This is a genomic window from Chryseobacterium sp. PCH239 (assembly GCF_018924625.1).
Classification (GTDB): Bacteria; Bacteroidota; Bacteroidia; order Flavobacteriales; family Weeksellaceae; genus Chryseobacterium; species Chryseobacterium cucumeris.
Map to the genome: position 1 here is coordinate 4,250,074 of NZ_CP073027.1, position 14,344 is coordinate 4,264,417.

Consider the following 14,344-nt stretch of genomic DNA (forward strand, 5'->3'; position numbering starts at 1 on the left):
CAATAAATTTGTAGATAATTTTTTTAATGGATACAATACAAAAAGAAAAGAATATAGCTTTGATCAAGGATGTTTTGAGAAACTACTTATTAGAAAAAGGGTTCAGAAACACACCTGAAAGATATACGATATTGGAAGAGATTTATAATATGGATCATCACTTTAATGTTGATGATCTGTATCTTCTCATGATGCAGAAAAAATATCATGTTTCCAAAGCAACCATTTACAACACGATTGAAATTTTCCTTGATGCAGGTTTAATCCGTAAGCATCAGTTCGGAGAAAAGACATTAACTTCTTCGTCTTATGAAAAGTCTTATTTTGACAAACAGCATGACCACCTGGTGATCTACAAAAAAGACTCTGATAAAGAAATTGAAGAAATTATTGAATTCTGTGACCCAAGAATTCAAGGAATCAAAGAAGCCATTGAAGAAGCATTTGGCGTAAAAATTGATTCTCATTCGCTATATTTCTATGGCACTAAGAATGACTAATTAATGAGAATAGCCCTTTTTCTGTTACTCTTTATTTCTACGCTCAACTTTGCGCAGGATAAAACCCCTGTGAAGAGAGATCCTTATTTGCAGGCTCCTTCACCGGCTCAGCCCAAACAGGTGAGACCTGAAGATAAAGTAAAGATCATCCATGCGGACGAGATCAAGAAAAGCCCTGAAAAATACGACGGGAATCAATACTTTACCGGAAATGTTCAGATAGAACACCAAGGCTCCATTCTTACAGCAGATGAAGTTGTTCTGTATAATGAAGAGAACTTTGTAAAAGCAATAGGTAATACAAGGCTTCAAAATACCGACGGTTCTGTGATCACAGCAGGAGAAATGGAATATGATGCCAATACCCAGAAAGGTGTTGCCAGAAAAAATGTGGTTTTAACAGATCCGAAGCAAACCATTAAAACAGATATTCTGTATTATGACAGGCTGGCTAATCAGGCTTATTTTAACACAGGAGGGACAATTTCTGACGGGCAGAATGTAACCTACGCCAAAGTAGGAACCTATTTTCTCAATACAAGAGTGGTAGATCTTACTGGGAATGTAAAAATTGAAACCCCGCAGTATACTATAGAAGGACCCAACATCAAACAGAATCAGAACACAAAAATTGCTGATTTTCTAGGTCCTACAACCATTACCAGCAAAACCAATCCAAGAAACAGAATCTACACCGAAAAAGGAACTTATAAAATGGATTCCAAGGAGGCTTTTCTAACCAAAAACTCCAGAATCTATTATAATGAGAAAATTCTTACCGGTGATGATATGTACTATAATCAAATCTCAGGATTCGGTAAGGCAACAGGAAATGTAACTCTTGATGATCCTATAGAAAAAGATATATAAAAGGAGGTTACGGAGAAATTTTTGAGAAAAAAGACTCTGCCATGATGACTAAAAGTCCGTATGCTGTAAAAGTGATGGAAAAAGACTCCATTTATTTCGCTGCAGAAAAATTATCTCCTATCAAAGACCGGATACAGTAGATATCAAAGTGAAGAAAAGCTATCTGAGAGCTTTCAAAAAAGCCCGTATCTATAAATCCAATGCACAGGGAAGAGCAGATTCCATTGCTTTCAATGAAACAGACGGAATCATGCATATGTATACCAATCCGATTCTTTGGAGCGGTGAAAAGCAGGTTACCGGAGATAAAGTAGAAGCTTATTTCAATACTAAAACAGAAGATATTGACTCCTTAAAAGTAATAGGAAATGCCTTTGCCATAAGTAAAGTTGACTCACTTACCCTGAAAGATGAGTTCAATCAGGTGAAAGGAAAATTCATGACGGTATACTATGAGAAAAATGCGATTAAAGAAGCAAGAGTCGTTGGAAATGCCCAGTCTATCGTGTATGTTGATGATACTGATCAGGAAACCAAAAAACCGGAAAGAATAGGGATTACATTATCAACCTGCGGAATTATCGGAGCATTGTTTGAAGAAAGAGCACTTCAGATTATTTCATGCAGTATTGGAGCTGCTTCCGATACTTATCCTATGAGTATGATAGAACCTTCGAAAAGAAAATTCCCGGATTTTAACTGGAATACCAAAGACAGAATCAGGAAATGGCAGGATATCCTTGTAGATACTCCAAATAACGAAGAAATACAATATACAGCTGATAGTGAGCTATTCGATAAAGCGCAGAAAGCAATTGACGACGAAAAAGCTAAAGAAGAAGCTAAAAAACCAAAGAGAGTAAGAAAATAGAAAACAAGTAGGTATGAAAAAAATTCTGTTACTGTTATTATTTTTTCCATTGATGTTTTTTTCCCAAGATTTACAACCAGGTGAATTTGTATGGAGTAAAGAACGAAAATTACAGAAAGAGGATTATAAATTGATTACCCATGATGATCGTATTTCAATCAGATCAGCAATCAACTTTTCTTATCAGTTAAGGGGATTTAATGCACTAAGTAATAATTTTAATAAAAAGATTATCAATAAATTTTCCAGCAGTGCTTCATCAATAAATCCTGATTCTCGCAATATTCCGGCTATGATAGAATATCAGCAGGTCAATTTTGATTTAGCCGAAGTATATGCCCGAAAAATGCGTAAAGACCTTCTTATTCATAAAAATACGCTGTGGAAAGGTTTTACTTATGCCAATGAAATGTTTAATAATCTGACAGCTGAATATACAAAAGCTCAGGCCCTGATAGACAATGAAACCAATTATGGCCTCAATACTCAGAAGCTGCAGGACTGGAAACAGAAAATTCAGAATGAACTTGATGAACTTTCTGATTTTGATTACAACAATACATCTAAAATAAAAATAAAAAAAGATTCTAAAGAAGAGAACTGATTTAGACTTTCATAACATATTTATGGAAATGCATAAAGATTTTTTTATATATCAGGCTCAAACCACCAAATTTGCTGCCGGTTTTGAAGTTGAAAAAGCAGTAGGAAGCTACATTTATGGTACAGACGGAAAAAGATATCTTGACTTTGTAGCAGGAGTTTCTGCTAATACTTTGGGACACTCGCACCCTAAAATAGTGGATGCCATTAAAGAGCAGGCCGATAAATATCTTCACGTAATGGTTTACGGAGAATATGCACAGGAAAAACCAATCGCATTATGCAGACTGCTTGCAGAAGCCACTCCGGATCCTCTGGAGGTTACTTACCTTGTGAATAGCGGTGCAGAAGCTATCGATGGAAGCTTAAAGCTGGCTAAAAGATATACAGGAAGAGAAGAAATAGTTTCCTTTAAAAATTCTTACCATGGAAATACTCATGGGGCTTTAAGTGTTTCCGGAAATGAAACTCACAAGAGAGAATTCCGTCCTTTACTACCAATGGTGTCTTTCATTGAGTTTAACAATGAAGATGACTTTGATAAAATTACGGAGAAGACTGCTTGTGTTATTCTTGAGACCATTCAGGGAGCAGCAGGCTTTCTGGTTCCAAATAACGACTATCTGATCAAATTAAAAAGAAGATGTGAAGAAGTAGGAGCGCTTTTAATTCTGGACGAAATACAGCCCGGATTTGGAAGAACAGGGAAGTTATTCTCTTTTGAACATTTTGGAATTGTTCCGGATATTCTGGTGATGGGAAAAGGAATGGGTGGTGGAGTTCCTGTAGGAGCTTTTATGAGTTCCAGAGAAATTATGGAAACGCTTTCTCACTCACCAAAACTTGGGCATATTACTACTTTTGGAGGAAATCCATTAATTGCAGCATCAAGTTATGCCACATTAAAAGAAGTGTTGGATAGTGGTTTAATGAACGAAGTTGAGGAAAAAGAAAAGTTGTTCAGAGAACTTTTGGTTCATCCTAAAATTAAAAATATCAACGGTAAAGGGTTGATGCTTGCCGTGAACTTAGGAACTCCTGAATATACGCTGGAAGTAGCTAAAAAATGTATGGAAAAAGGGCTGATTGTTTTCTGGCAGCTGTACAGAAATGAATACCTGAGAATCTCTCCGCCGCTTACATTATCTCTGGACGAAATCCGGGAAGGATGCCAGATTATTCTTGATATACTGAATGAAAATTAAAGATAAAATCTCTCTGTAAATGAGAGATTTTTTTATGTTTTGCATGGTAATTTTTAGCTTTAAAACCTGACATCACAGAGATTTAAATCCAGTGATAAATATCATACAGATTCTATAAAAAAGTAATTGTTTTTTTGCGTAATAAAAAAATTAATTTATATATTGCGGGACGATAAAACAAAGATTATATGGCGAAACATAAAGTCCATTACGAATTTCCAATGCACTGTTTATCAGAGATTTTATATGAATATCTGGCGACTGCAGAGGGATTGTCTGAATGGTTTGCGGATGAGGTAACAGAGAAAGGCGATGATTTCTTTTTTAGCTGGGGTGGAGGACCTGCTGAGAAGGCCACTTTGATCAGATATAAGCCTGAAGGTTTCGTGCGTTTCAGATGGGAAGAAGATGAAGGAACAAAAAATTTCTTTGAAATGACTATCACTATCGATGATATTACAGAAGATCTTGCTTTAAATATTACAGATTTCTGTGAAGAAGGTGATGAAGAGGAAAATGCAATGTATTGGGAAAATCTTATCGAAAACCTGAGAATAAAACTAGGTGCGGCATAATACCGGGCTATATGAAATGATAAAACTGATGAACGATTTATCGTTCATTATTTTTTTGTAAATAAATCATATCAAAAATTGGAAAATCAATATTTTACATCAGACGAGTTAAGTGTAAAGAACAGAGCTTTTCTTTGGGGAGACTCAGTAAAAGTATCTTTCTTTGTAAGAAATGGTGGATTGATCATGGACGAAGAATGCTATTTTTTCCTGATGGCTTCCATGAGAAAGATGAGACTGAATATTCCTTTAACTTACACCCTGGAGTTTTTCCAGAACCTTTTTCAAAAAGAAATCATTGAAGGTAAAGGAGTCAAGAACGGAATTATCAATTTCCAGGTGTTCAGAAATAATGATGGAGTGACCTTGGCAAAATCTTCAGTTTCCTATTTTTACGAAGTAACGGAAATGGCGGATGTGCTTGCAGTTCATCAAAGACCTTTGGAATTGGATTTGATTAAAGAAATTAACGTTAATAACAATCTTTTGAGCAATATCAGGGTTCACTGTCCGGAAAATATTTACGGAGTGATCTATGCCCAGGAAAATGACCTTGATGACGTGATTCTTCTGAATCCAAACAAAAGAATAGCGCGCACCACTGCAGGAAATCTTCTCTTTTTGGAAGGTGACGTGATCAAAGTACCCAAACAGACAGAAGGAGCTTACATTTCTCCTTTGATGGAAAACTTTGTTACTTTTTTACATAAAAATAATCTTGCTGATATTCAGGAACACGAGATTATCGCATTTGAATCTCAGAAAGCTGAAGAAATTTTAATGATTTCAGACGAGAAAGGTATATTTTCTGTAGGTAAGATAAGAAACAAGACTTTTGAAACTTCCCGTTTTTCTGAACTGGTAGAAAGCTGGAAGAAAAGTTTTAATTCATAAAAATTGACAAACCCGGTAAACAACAAAGTTCCAGAAGTCCTTTACCGGGTTTTATTCTGAGTAAATCAGAAATTGTTTTTTTATTTAATATTCGTTGATAATCTCAACAAATTTTTGTGCGATTTCTTTCTGCCCTTTTTCACTGGTAATATAATTCCTGTTGTCAGAATTATTGATGAAGCCAAGTTCTACCAATACAGCAGGTGCTTTGGTTTCTCTCAGCATATGAAGATTGCTCTCCGATATTTTTCGGGCATTGAATTTCTTATAGATTTTTCCAGCTAATTCCTTTGAAACATCAGAATTTTGAACGTACACTTCAAATCCGTTGTCAGATCTTTCTTTTTCAGGAGAGCTGTTCACGTGAAGGGAAATAACCATTTCAGGGTTTAGCTTGTTGATCAGATCTGTTCTTTCTGCAAGAGTAGGATAACTGTCTGAATCCCTTGTTAAAATAACTTCATATTGATTCTGGCTTTCATTGATCTTCCGGATTTCCTTAGCAACGCTTAATGCAATATTTTTTTCCAGAATTTCACCATAAGTTGCTCCAAAATCATTTCCGCCATGTCCGGCATCGATGACAATATATTTTTTGTTGATAGGAGTAAATGATAAAAAAGCTGTAGAAAATATTGATAAAGCAAGTAATGTAATACCTTTCATATCAGTGATTTTAGTTTTTCAAAGAACGGAAAAACTTTCTTTAAAATTGGTTAAAAGAATCTTAAAGTTTGTTAATTATCAGAGTAATGCGAAAAATATACTTTTAGTTCAGTGAAATATCTTCTGGCGAATTGGCCCAGAGAAGAAATTCTCCTCCAAGATTCTGCATGATAGATTTCCAGAGTGTCTGATCGTTGGGAAGTGTATAATCAAGATTATAAACATCCACTACAGTCCACATTTTCCTCTGAACTTCACTATCCAGCTGATTAGGAGACCACCCGGAATATCCTGAAAATATTTTGATATGATTAATATCCAGTTCACTGCTTAAAACCGCATTAATAATACGTTCAATATCTTCTGTAAGATAGTATTCATCAGTGATGTCTGTATAGATCTCAGTAACTCTTTTACCTTTTACAATGAAGAATACTTTGTCGTTTTCTACAGGCCCTCCATCATAAACCTCAATTTTAAAGTCAAAAAAATCTTTGAATTTGCTACTCATCTGGCTATTCTTTTTATTCAATATCAAACCAAATGCACCACTTTCATTATGTTCAATAACCAATACTACCGATCTTGAAAAAATATCGCCGGAAATGTCAGGGGTCGAGATTAATATTTTACCTTTGTATGAGTGATTCATACTCAAATTTAATAAAAAATATTTATGGAAAACCTGCACGACAAAAGAAAAGTGTACGAGAAATCCCAACTTATTGAAAGTGAGATAAAACAAAATCCAATTGAGCAGTTCAGAGACTGGTTTTTGGAAGCCAATGAGAGTCCGATGATCTCAGAAGCTAATGCTATGGCGGTTTCTACCGTAGAAGAAGATGGGTGTCCAAGAACAAGAATGGTGCTTCTTAAAGCATATACCCATGAGGGGTTTATTTTTTATACCAATTATAACAGCAGAAAAGGAAAAGCAATAGAAAGCAATCATAAAGCCTGCCTGCATTTTTTCTGGCCTAATCTTGAAAGGCAGATCATTATCAAGGCTGATCTTGAAAAGGTAGCAGAAAATCTTAGCGATGGTTATTTCCATTCCAGGCCAAAAGGAAGTCAGCTTGGCGCTGTGGTCTCTCCGCAAAGCCAGGAGATTCCTAATAGAGAATTTCTGGAAGATAAGTTAAAAGAGCTGGAAAAGGAGTATGAACATACGGAAGTGCCAAGACCTGCCAATTGGGGCGGATATCTTGCCAGACCCTATGAAATTGAATTCTGGCAGGGAAGACCCAATCGTCTTCATGATAGGATTATTTATGAGCTTGAAGACCTTGACTGGAAAATTTCAAGATTGGCTCCGTAATGGAAAAATAAGAGGTTAAAAACTAGATGATGCGTTATATTTTAATGCATGTCATGATCGGTTTATCAATAGAAGCGGGCTTTAGCCCGCTTATTTTATTGGGTCTGATAATACCGGCTTTAGTCAAAACTTAATAATTATAAACCAGTTAAACCTTCTTGACGGTTGGATTTCCTATCACAATTTGACATAAAAAAAGCTGTTTCTAAGAAACAGCCTTGAATTTTTGTAATCTGAATGATTATTTTTTCTTAGCACCTGAAACTGCATTTGATAAATCAGCTCCAGCTTTGAATTTAGCAACTTTTTTAGCAGCAATTTTGATTGGTTTTTTAGTTGCAGGGTTAATACCTTGTCTAGCCGCTCTCTCAGCTACTGAGAAAGTACCGAAACCTACTAAAGAAACTTTTCCGTCTTTTTTCTTTAAAGTAGTTGTAACGTTACCAATGAAAGATTCTAAAGCAGCTTTTGCTGCAACTTTAGTGATACCTGCATCTTTTGCGATTGCGTCGATTAATTCAGACTTGTTCATAATTTTTAATATTAAAGTTAGTTCGTAATTATAGCAAATATAGTACTATTTTCTAATTGTGCAATTTTTTTATTAAAACTTGTAAAATTTTTTTGCTTTTCACTGAAATCAGTTAAAATATGATAATTCCACTTTTCACAGAAAATCTACGTTACAGGTTACTAAAATCATGCCAAATGCTTATGTGTATTGACTTTAGCAAAAAGTTAATATTATTTTTCGTATTTATTAAATCCTAAATTGTGTATAAACAATTAATTTTTTTGACCATATGATTGTTAAATCTATAAGTAATTTTTAAATTTCTTATGTTTTGTGAAATTAAACCCCTGTGTTTGTGGGAGTTTTAAAATGATAATAAAGACCTGTTTTATTAATTTTTATTAATAAATTTGCAGCATGTTAATAGAAGTTTTCAAGTCTAAGATTCATAGGGTGAGAGTAACTGCCTCTGACCTTAATTATATAGGGAGTATAACGATCGATGAAGATCTTATAGAAGCTGCCGGTCTGGTAGTGGGAGAAAGAGTCTATATCGTGAATGTGAACAACGGAGAACGTTTTGATACCTACGTGATCAAAGGGAAAAGAAAATCAGGAGAAGTGTGTCTGAATGGTCCCGCAGCAAGAAAAGTACAGAAAGATGATATTATCATCATTATTGCTTATGCTCAGATGACTCCGGAGGAAGCAAAAGATTTCCAGCCGAAGATCGTTTTCCCGGATGAAAAAACAAACCTTCTTACGTAGTACATGGAGAAAACATCAAAAAGTCCGGTAAAATCAATACTTACAATAGTAATATCGCTTGCTTTTGCAGGCTTTTTTTTATGGCTTGCCTTAAGAGGGCTGGATTTTAAAGTCATTCAAAAATCACTGGCAAAAGCTAATTATATCTGGGTATTGTTTGCTTCCGTATTTGGTCTTCTGGCTTACTGGTTCAGGGCAATCCGCTGGAATCTGATGCTGGAGCCGATGGGACACAGAATTTCCAATTCCAATGCGCTTTGGTCCATTTCATTTGGTTATCTGATGAACCTTACGATTCCCAGAAGTGGCGAAGTAGCAAGGGCAACCGCTTTATATGGGGTGGAAAAAGTACCTGTAGATAAATCTTTTGGAACTATTATTCTGGAAAGAGTAGTAGACCTGATCTGTATGCTTGGTTTCTTAGGACTGACATTATTGTTCAAATATGATGCAATTCTGTCATTCTATAAAAACTCAGGAGTCAATATCAATCCTACTAAAATAATATTCATCCTTTCCATTCTGGTAATAGGAACAGTCTTATTTTTTGTATTTAGAAAGAAACTGGCAGAAGTTCCGTTTTTAGGAAAAGTGGTTAGCTTTATTGACGGGATTTTTCAGGGGATAACTTCCATCTTTAAATTAAAAGAAAAAGGGAAATTCATTCTTTATACATTAGGAATCTGGATTTGCTATTATTTAGCAGCTTATCTGGTATGCTTTGCCCTTCCTGAAACTTCAGCATTTACCTTTGCAGATGGATTTTTCATTATTGTAGTGGGAACACTGGGAATGATTATTCCTGCCAGCGGAGGAATCGGAGCGTATAACCTTGCCATGAAGTATGGTTTTATGGCTCTTTTCATTTCAGTAGGAAAAAGTGCAGATTTTGGAGGTGAAATGGGACTTACCTATTCCTTTATTTCTTTACCGTTGCAGATTGTGATTATGCTGGTGATGGGATTAATTTCCATTCCTATGCTGGCCAAAGCAAGAAATGCTGCTGTTTCAGATAAAGAATTTGAAAATTAATTCAATACATTTTTTATATAATGCAAGGTTCAATTTTTTAATTGGACCTTTTTTTATGAGCATTTTTGTGATTTAAAGAGTTTAAAATTAAGCGGTATGGAACATTTTTTCATCAATAAATTTGGTCAATTCGTAAATCACTTCTATCTTAATGCAAAAAATAATCATAATATAAAACACTATGGCAATTAATCTACAGAAAGGACAAAAGATCGAGATAGGATTGACGAAAATGACGATTGGATTAGGCTGGGATCCGAATGAAGGAACCGGCTACGATTTTGACCTGGATGCTTCTGCAATCATGATTGATTCTGACAGAAAATTAGTAAGCGAAGAATACTTCGTTTTTTACAATAACCTGAATTCTCCGGATGGAGCACTTACCCATACAGGAGATGATCCGAGTGGTAAAAACAGTGATGGTGACGATGATGAAGCGATCATTATAGACCTTGATAAAGTAGATTCAAGAGTAGAAGAGATCCTTTTTGTGGTCACCATAGAAGACTTTGAAAGAAGAAGACAGAATTTCGGACAGGTAAGAAACTCCTATATCAGAGTAGTAGATAACCATTCCAACCAGGAAACAGCAAAATATGAACTGGATGAAGATTTCTCCATCGAAACAGGAGTAGAATTCGGAAGACTGTACAAAAGAAACGGAAGCTGGAAATTTGAAGCTTCAGGGATAGGATACAGAGCAGATTTAGGCTTCTTCCTTGAAAAATACTACAAGGGGCAAATCATCAAATAAATCATCAAATACACAAAAACTATAACTATGGCAATTAATTTACAGAAAGGACAAACGATAGATTTAAGAAAGAATGACCGCGGAGAAAGCGTTTATGATCTTTCAAAAGTAACCATCGGTCTAGGATGGGATGTAAGAAAACAAAGCAGTGGATTCTTCGGTAAACTGTTCAGCAAGGAAGCAGAATATGATCTTGATGCTGTAGCCTTTCTTTTGGATGGCAACGGAAAAGTAGCTAATCTTGGAAGAACGGTGCAGACCAATGACGGAAGACAGATGGGGCTTTATCAGGGAGATGTGGTTTTCTTCAATTCTATGCAGCACCCAAGCGGAAATGTATGGCTTACCGGAGATAACAGAACCGGAGCTGGAGATGGCGATGATGAGCAGATCATTGTAAGACTGGATCAGCTGGATCAGAGCTATCAGAAGATTGTGTTTATTGTTACCATTTATCAGGGAAGAACCAATAACCAGCACTTCGGAATGATCGAAAATGCATTTATCCGTGCGGTAGATGCTTCAGGAAAAGAAATTACAAAATACAGCCTTTCCGGCGATTCAAGCATGAATGGTAAGTGTGCAATGGTTTTTGCAGAAGCCTACCGTCACAATGGCGACTGGAAATTCCGCGCTGTAGGAGAGCCTCATAATACAGATAATTTTATCGATATTCTGAGACAGCAATACGCTTATTCGAATTAGATTTTCAATTTTTTCAACTCATATAAAAGCCGGCTTGGAAGTCTCCGACTCCCTCCGCCGGCTTCAGAATTAATACTTGTCTATAATGAGCAGGAGATTATTAGCTTATTTTTTATTGGATACTTCAGGGTCTATGAACGGAGAACCTATTCAGGCACTGAACAATGGTTTCAACGGTCTTATCAGTATGCTTCGCGCGGATCCGCAGGCGATGGACAGCCTGCATTTAAGTGTCATTACCTTTGATAGAGAGGTTAAGAATATTATACCCTTAACAAATCTGGCAAGTTTTTATCCAATGGAGATTACTTGTCCGGATAGTGGCCCTACGCATACAGGAGCTGCTTTGGAAATGGTTTCTGAACTGGTTCAGAGAGAAATTGTAAAAGAATCTGCCGATGCAAAAGGAGACTGGCAGCCGTTACTGTTTATATTTACGGATGGAAAACCTTCGGATATTCAGAAGTACAGGCAGATGATCCCTGTGATCAGAGGGATGGAATTTGGGGCTATCGTAGGATGTGCAGCAGGCCCGAAAGCAGATGAGCAGTTTTTGAAAGAACTGACCGATCATGTGGTAAAACTGGATACTACAGACGCGATTACTCTTTCTTCCTTTTTCAAATGGGTGAGCTCTTCCATTACACAGGGAGGACAATCTCAGAATACGGGAGAAAATATGACATTACCTCCGCCACCATCGGAGCTTACTATTATTATTTAAAATATTGTCTTTACACCATGAGAAGACTGCCTATTTATTTTTTAGTAGATATCTCCGAATCTATGGTAGGAGAGCCTATTGAGCAGGTACAGGAAGGTATCGCCAATATCATCAGGGAATTAAAAAAAGATCCGTATTCACTGGAAACGGTTTACATTTCTGTGATAGGTTTTGCAGGAGAAGCGGAAGTGATTACTCCCATGCAGGATATTATCAGTTTTTATCCGCCAAAAATCCCAATCGGAAGTGGAACGTCGCTTTCCCAGGGATTAATCAAAGTAATGGATTGTATCGACAAGGATATTGTGAAAACAACGTATGAAAAAAAAGGCGACTGGAAACCTATAGTGTTCCTTTTTACAGACGGAGTTCCCACTGATGATGCCACCAAAGCCATTGAAAGATGGAATACCAAATACAATGGAAAATCTAACACTATTGCCGTTTCTATTGGAGAAAATACCAATTATAAACTTCTCGGTTCTCTGGCAGACCATGTTTTACTGTTCAATAATTCTGATGAGAATTCTTACAAAGAGTTTTTCAAATGGGTAACGGATTCTATTAAAACAACCAGCCAGAGTGTCACAGAAGCAAAAAAAGAAGGAATTAATTTGTCTAAAATTGATTCCATTATTCTGGAGAAAGTAGATCCTGAAATGGAACAGAGATTTCCTGATAATAACTTTGTCGTACTGAATGGGAAATGCCAGGAAACGGAAAAGCTTTATCTGATGAAGTTTAAAAAAGCATTCGCAGAATCAAGCATACCGGGAATGGCTACAAGATATTACAGACTGGACGGAGCATATAAAATTGATGAAAGAGCCTACTACAGACTTTCTTCCAGTCAGAAAACGCATCTTAAAATCAATATCGAAGAACTGGACGGAGGAACTTCATGCCCTCACTGTGCCAATCCCATTGCGCTGGCTACCTGCTCATGTGGAGGAATTCATTGTCTGAGGGGAGAAGGATACAGTAAATGTCCGTGGTGTGGAACTTCGGATTATTATGGATTTTCCGGAGGAGGATTTGACATTAACAGAACGTTGGGCTAATGATGGGGAAATTTTTCAGGAAATCAGCTGATGAATCCAAACCCAAAAGTATGGAACAGGCTCTTATTTATAAAGAAAAGGAAGAATTCAAAGACGTTCATTGGGTATTGAAAAATGCCAGTGCCAAACAGTTCTATGAGTTCAGTTTCGAGATGCAAGAGTTTCCCAACATCAGGATTCAGAATATCGGAAACCTGGAAGAAACAGGACTTAGTTTTGAAAATGATACTATTTCAGGAATTCCGTTAAAGAATAATATGTACCATCTGGATGTTCGGTTTTATCACACTCATGATCAGAATCAAATTGAAATAAAAAAAATCCAACTGTTTGTCAACGCAGATCCTAAAGCCTTGTGGAGAAATATTCCAAGCGATACCAATGCTGCTTTTTATAAATCGGAAGAACACTCATACAAAGGTTCTTTTTCAGACAAAAAAATTGTTGTAGTTTCCAAAAGAGGACGTTCTCACGCTCATGAAGGTAAATTTCGTGAAGACGATTTTGCCGTAAATACGCTTCCCAACGGCTGGAATATTATTTCTGTTTCAGATGGAGCGGGCTCTGCCTCAGCTGCCAGAGAAGGTTCAAGGCTGGCAACTACAACGATCAACCATTTTTTTAACTCACAGGAGATTTTAAACCAGATTGAAAATAACATCAATGTTTTATATATCAATCAGTTCCCTGATAAAGAACAATTGAAAGCCAAGCAGGATACCATCAATATCTTATCGGAAAGTGTCTTGCATGTTTATCACACATTAGAAAAAAAAGCGGCAGAAAATGCCCTTTCTGTGAATGATCTGCACACTACACTTATTTTTACTTTGCTTAAGAAATTCAGTTTCGGATATGTGATTCTGAGCTTTGGAGTGGGTGACTGTCCGATCAATCTGATTAATACAGACTTTTCTGAAGTAAAATTGTTAAACCAGATGGATGTGGGAGAGTTTGGTGGTGGCACTCGTTTTATCACCATGAAAGAAATTTTTAATGATAAAATGGCTTCCCGTTTCCAAATTACCTGTGTAGAAGATTTTTCCTATCTCGTGCTGATGACAGATGGTATTTATGATCCTAAATTTACCACAGAAAATAAACTGGAAGATGTAGAAAGCTGGAAAGCACTTTTTGAAGACCTTGCCGGAAATAATGATGACCGGACGAAAGCAGATTTTATTAACGATGAAAAAATTGATGAAGAGCTTTTAATCTGGAGCGATTTCTGGAGCAGAGGAAATCATGATGACCGTACATTGGCCATAATCTATTAATACC

General features: G+C 36.3%; 16 protein-coding genes and 1 pseudogene. 14 read left to right on the forward strand and 3 right to left on the reverse strand.

Features of this window, described 5'->3' with window-relative positions:
• The first annotated feature begins 26 nt into the window (after window positions 1-26).
• From KBP46_RS19545 to KBP46_RS19570, 6 genes and pseudogenes are all read left to right on the forward strand, one after another.
• On the forward strand, window positions 27-500 hold the full coding sequence (locus tag KBP46_RS19545) for a Fur family transcriptional regulator (protein ID WP_002976876.1): 474 nt from the start codon (window positions 27-29) through the stop codon (window positions 498-500).
• 3 nt (window positions 501-503) lie between these two features.
• Window positions 504-2,241 (forward strand): annotated as a pseudogene (locus KBP46_RS19550) (OstA-like protein).
• A 13-nt stretch (window positions 2,242-2,254) separates the two neighbouring features.
• Window positions 2,255-2,845: a hypothetical protein gene (locus tag KBP46_RS19555; protein WP_131797507.1), complete on the forward strand. Its 591-nt coding sequence runs from the start codon at window positions 2,255-2,257 to the stop codon at window positions 2,843-2,845.
• 28 nt (window positions 2,846-2,873) lie between these two features.
• The gene (locus KBP46_RS19560; RefSeq protein WP_062674773.1) at window positions 2,874-4,049 is read left to right on the forward strand and encodes an aspartate aminotransferase family protein; all 1,176 of its coding nucleotides are present in this window, start codon (window positions 2,874-2,876) and stop codon (window positions 4,047-4,049) included.
• Between the two features lie 188 nt (window positions 4,050-4,237).
• Window positions 4,238-4,624: an START-like domain-containing protein gene (locus KBP46_RS19565; RefSeq protein WP_034696870.1), complete on the forward strand. Its 387-nt coding sequence runs from the start codon at window positions 4,238-4,240 to the stop codon at window positions 4,622-4,624.
• 78 nt (window positions 4,625-4,702) lie between these two features.
• The gene (locus tag KBP46_RS19570) at window positions 4,703-5,518 is read left to right on the forward strand and encodes an aminotransferase class IV (protein ID WP_216443953.1); all 816 of its coding nucleotides are present in this window, start codon (window positions 4,703-4,705) and stop codon (window positions 5,516-5,518) included.
• 84 nt (window positions 5,519-5,602) lie between these two features.
• On the opposite strand, the gene KBP46_RS19575 is transcribed toward KBP46_RS19570, so the two are convergent.
• Window positions 5,603-6,184: an N-acetylmuramoyl-L-alanine amidase gene (locus KBP46_RS19575; protein WP_062673854.1), complete on the reverse strand. Its 582-nt coding sequence runs from the start codon at window positions 6,182-6,184 to the stop codon at window positions 5,603-5,605.
• Between the two features lie 103 nt (window positions 6,185-6,287).
• On the reverse strand, window positions 6,288-6,836 hold the full coding sequence (locus KBP46_RS19580) for a YqgE/AlgH family protein (RefSeq protein ID WP_062673856.1): 549 nt from the start codon (window positions 6,834-6,836) through the stop codon (window positions 6,288-6,290).
• A 24-nt stretch (window positions 6,837-6,860) separates the two neighbouring features.
• On the opposite strand from KBP46_RS19580, the gene pdxH reads away from it, so the two are divergent.
• Entirely contained in the window at window positions 6,861-7,502 is a 642-nt protein-coding gene (pdxH, locus tag KBP46_RS19585; protein ID WP_216443954.1) for a pyridoxamine 5'-phosphate oxidase, read from the forward strand.
• A 241-nt stretch (window positions 7,503-7,743) separates the two neighbouring features.
• Here the strand turns inward: pdxH and KBP46_RS19590 are convergent, their stop codons facing one another.
• A complete protein-coding gene (locus KBP46_RS19590) occupies window positions 7,744-8,034 on the reverse strand; it encodes an HU family DNA-binding protein (RefSeq protein ID WP_002976900.1) in 291 nt (96 codons plus the stop codon).
• Between the two features lie 399 nt (window positions 8,035-8,433).
• Here KBP46_RS19590 and panD point away from each other — a divergent pair, with 399 nt between their 5' ends.
• The 7 genes from panD to KBP46_RS19625 all read left to right on the forward strand — a co-directional run bounded on the left by panD (window position 8,434) and on the right by KBP46_RS19625 (window position 14,340).
• The gene (panD, locus tag KBP46_RS19595) at window positions 8,434-8,784 is read left to right on the forward strand and encodes an aspartate 1-decarboxylase (protein ID WP_002976902.1); all 351 of its coding nucleotides are present in this window, start codon (window positions 8,434-8,436) and stop codon (window positions 8,782-8,784) included.
• A gap of 3 nt (window positions 8,785-8,787) precedes the next feature.
• A complete protein-coding gene (locus KBP46_RS19600) occupies window positions 8,788-9,816 on the forward strand; it encodes a lysylphosphatidylglycerol synthase transmembrane domain-containing protein (protein ID WP_062673859.1) in 1,029 nt (342 codons plus the stop codon).
• A gap of 181 nt (window positions 9,817-9,997) precedes the next feature.
• Window positions 9,998-10,573: a TerD family protein gene (locus KBP46_RS19605; protein ID WP_216443955.1), complete on the forward strand. Its 576-nt coding sequence runs from the start codon at window positions 9,998-10,000 to the stop codon at window positions 10,571-10,573.
• Window positions 10,574-10,600: 27 nt separating this feature from the next.
• Entirely contained in the window at window positions 10,601-11,278 is a 678-nt protein-coding gene (locus KBP46_RS19610) for a TerD family protein (protein WP_034698935.1), read from the forward strand.
• A gap of 85 nt (window positions 11,279-11,363) precedes the next feature.
• Window positions 11,364-12,002: a VWA domain-containing protein gene (locus KBP46_RS19615; protein WP_216443956.1), complete on the forward strand. Its 639-nt coding sequence runs from the start codon at window positions 11,364-11,366 to the stop codon at window positions 12,000-12,002.
• Between the two features lie 17 nt (window positions 12,003-12,019).
• The gene (locus KBP46_RS19620) at window positions 12,020-13,063 is read left to right on the forward strand and encodes a TerY-C metal binding domain-containing protein (protein WP_216443957.1); all 1,044 of its coding nucleotides are present in this window, start codon (window positions 12,020-12,022) and stop codon (window positions 13,061-13,063) included.
• Window positions 13,063-14,340, forward strand: coding sequence for a PP2C family serine/threonine-protein phosphatase (locus KBP46_RS19625; protein ID WP_216443958.1), 1,278 nt, complete (start codon window positions 13,063-13,065; stop codon window positions 14,338-14,340). Before KBP46_RS19620 ends, KBP46_RS19625 begins: the two co-directional genes overlap by 1 nt.
• Window positions 14,341-14,344 lie beyond the last annotated feature (4 nt).

Coding starts and splice junctions, on each gene's coding strand:
- KBP46_RS19545 (WP_002976876.1), top strand. CDS start 27: ATGGATACAATACAAAAAGAAAAGAATATAGCTTTGATCAAGGATGTT.
- KBP46_RS19555 (WP_131797507.1), top strand. CDS start 2,255: ATGAAAAAAATTCTGTTACTGTTATTATTTTTTCCATTGATGTTTTTT.
- KBP46_RS19560 (WP_062674773.1), top strand. CDS start 2,874: ATGCATAAAGATTTTTTTATATATCAGGCTCAAACCACCAAATTTGCT.
- KBP46_RS19565 (WP_034696870.1), top strand. CDS start 4,238: ATGGCGAAACATAAAGTCCATTACGAATTTCCAATGCACTGTTTATCA.
- KBP46_RS19575 (WP_062673854.1), bottom strand. CDS start 6,184: ATGAAAGGTATTACATTACTTGCTTTATCAATATTTTCTACAGCTTTT.
- KBP46_RS19580 (WP_062673856.1), bottom strand. CDS start 6,836: ATGAATCACTCATACAAAGGTAAAATATTAATCTCGACCCCTGACATT.
- pdxH (WP_216443954.1), top strand. CDS start 6,861: ATGGAAAACCTGCACGACAAAAGAAAAGTGTACGAGAAATCCCAACTT.
- KBP46_RS19590 (WP_002976900.1), bottom strand. CDS start 8,034: ATGAACAAGTCTGAATTAATCGACGCAATCGCAAAAGATGCAGGTATC.
- panD (WP_002976902.1), top strand. CDS start 8,434: ATGTTAATAGAAGTTTTCAAGTCTAAGATTCATAGGGTGAGAGTAACT.
- KBP46_RS19600 (WP_062673859.1), top strand. CDS start 8,788: ATGGAGAAAACATCAAAAAGTCCGGTAAAATCAATACTTACAATAGTA.
- KBP46_RS19605 (WP_216443955.1), top strand. CDS start 9,998: ATGGCAATTAATCTACAGAAAGGACAAAAGATCGAGATAGGATTGACG.
- KBP46_RS19610 (WP_034698935.1), top strand. CDS start 10,601: ATGGCAATTAATTTACAGAAAGGACAAACGATAGATTTAAGAAAGAAT.
- KBP46_RS19615 (WP_216443956.1), top strand. CDS start 11,364: ATGAGCAGGAGATTATTAGCTTATTTTTTATTGGATACTTCAGGGTCT.
- KBP46_RS19620 (WP_216443957.1), top strand. CDS start 12,020: ATGAGAAGACTGCCTATTTATTTTTTAGTAGATATCTCCGAATCTATG.
- KBP46_RS19625 (WP_216443958.1), top strand. CDS start 13,063: ATGATGGGGAAATTTTTCAGGAAATCAGCTGATGAATCCAAACCCAAA.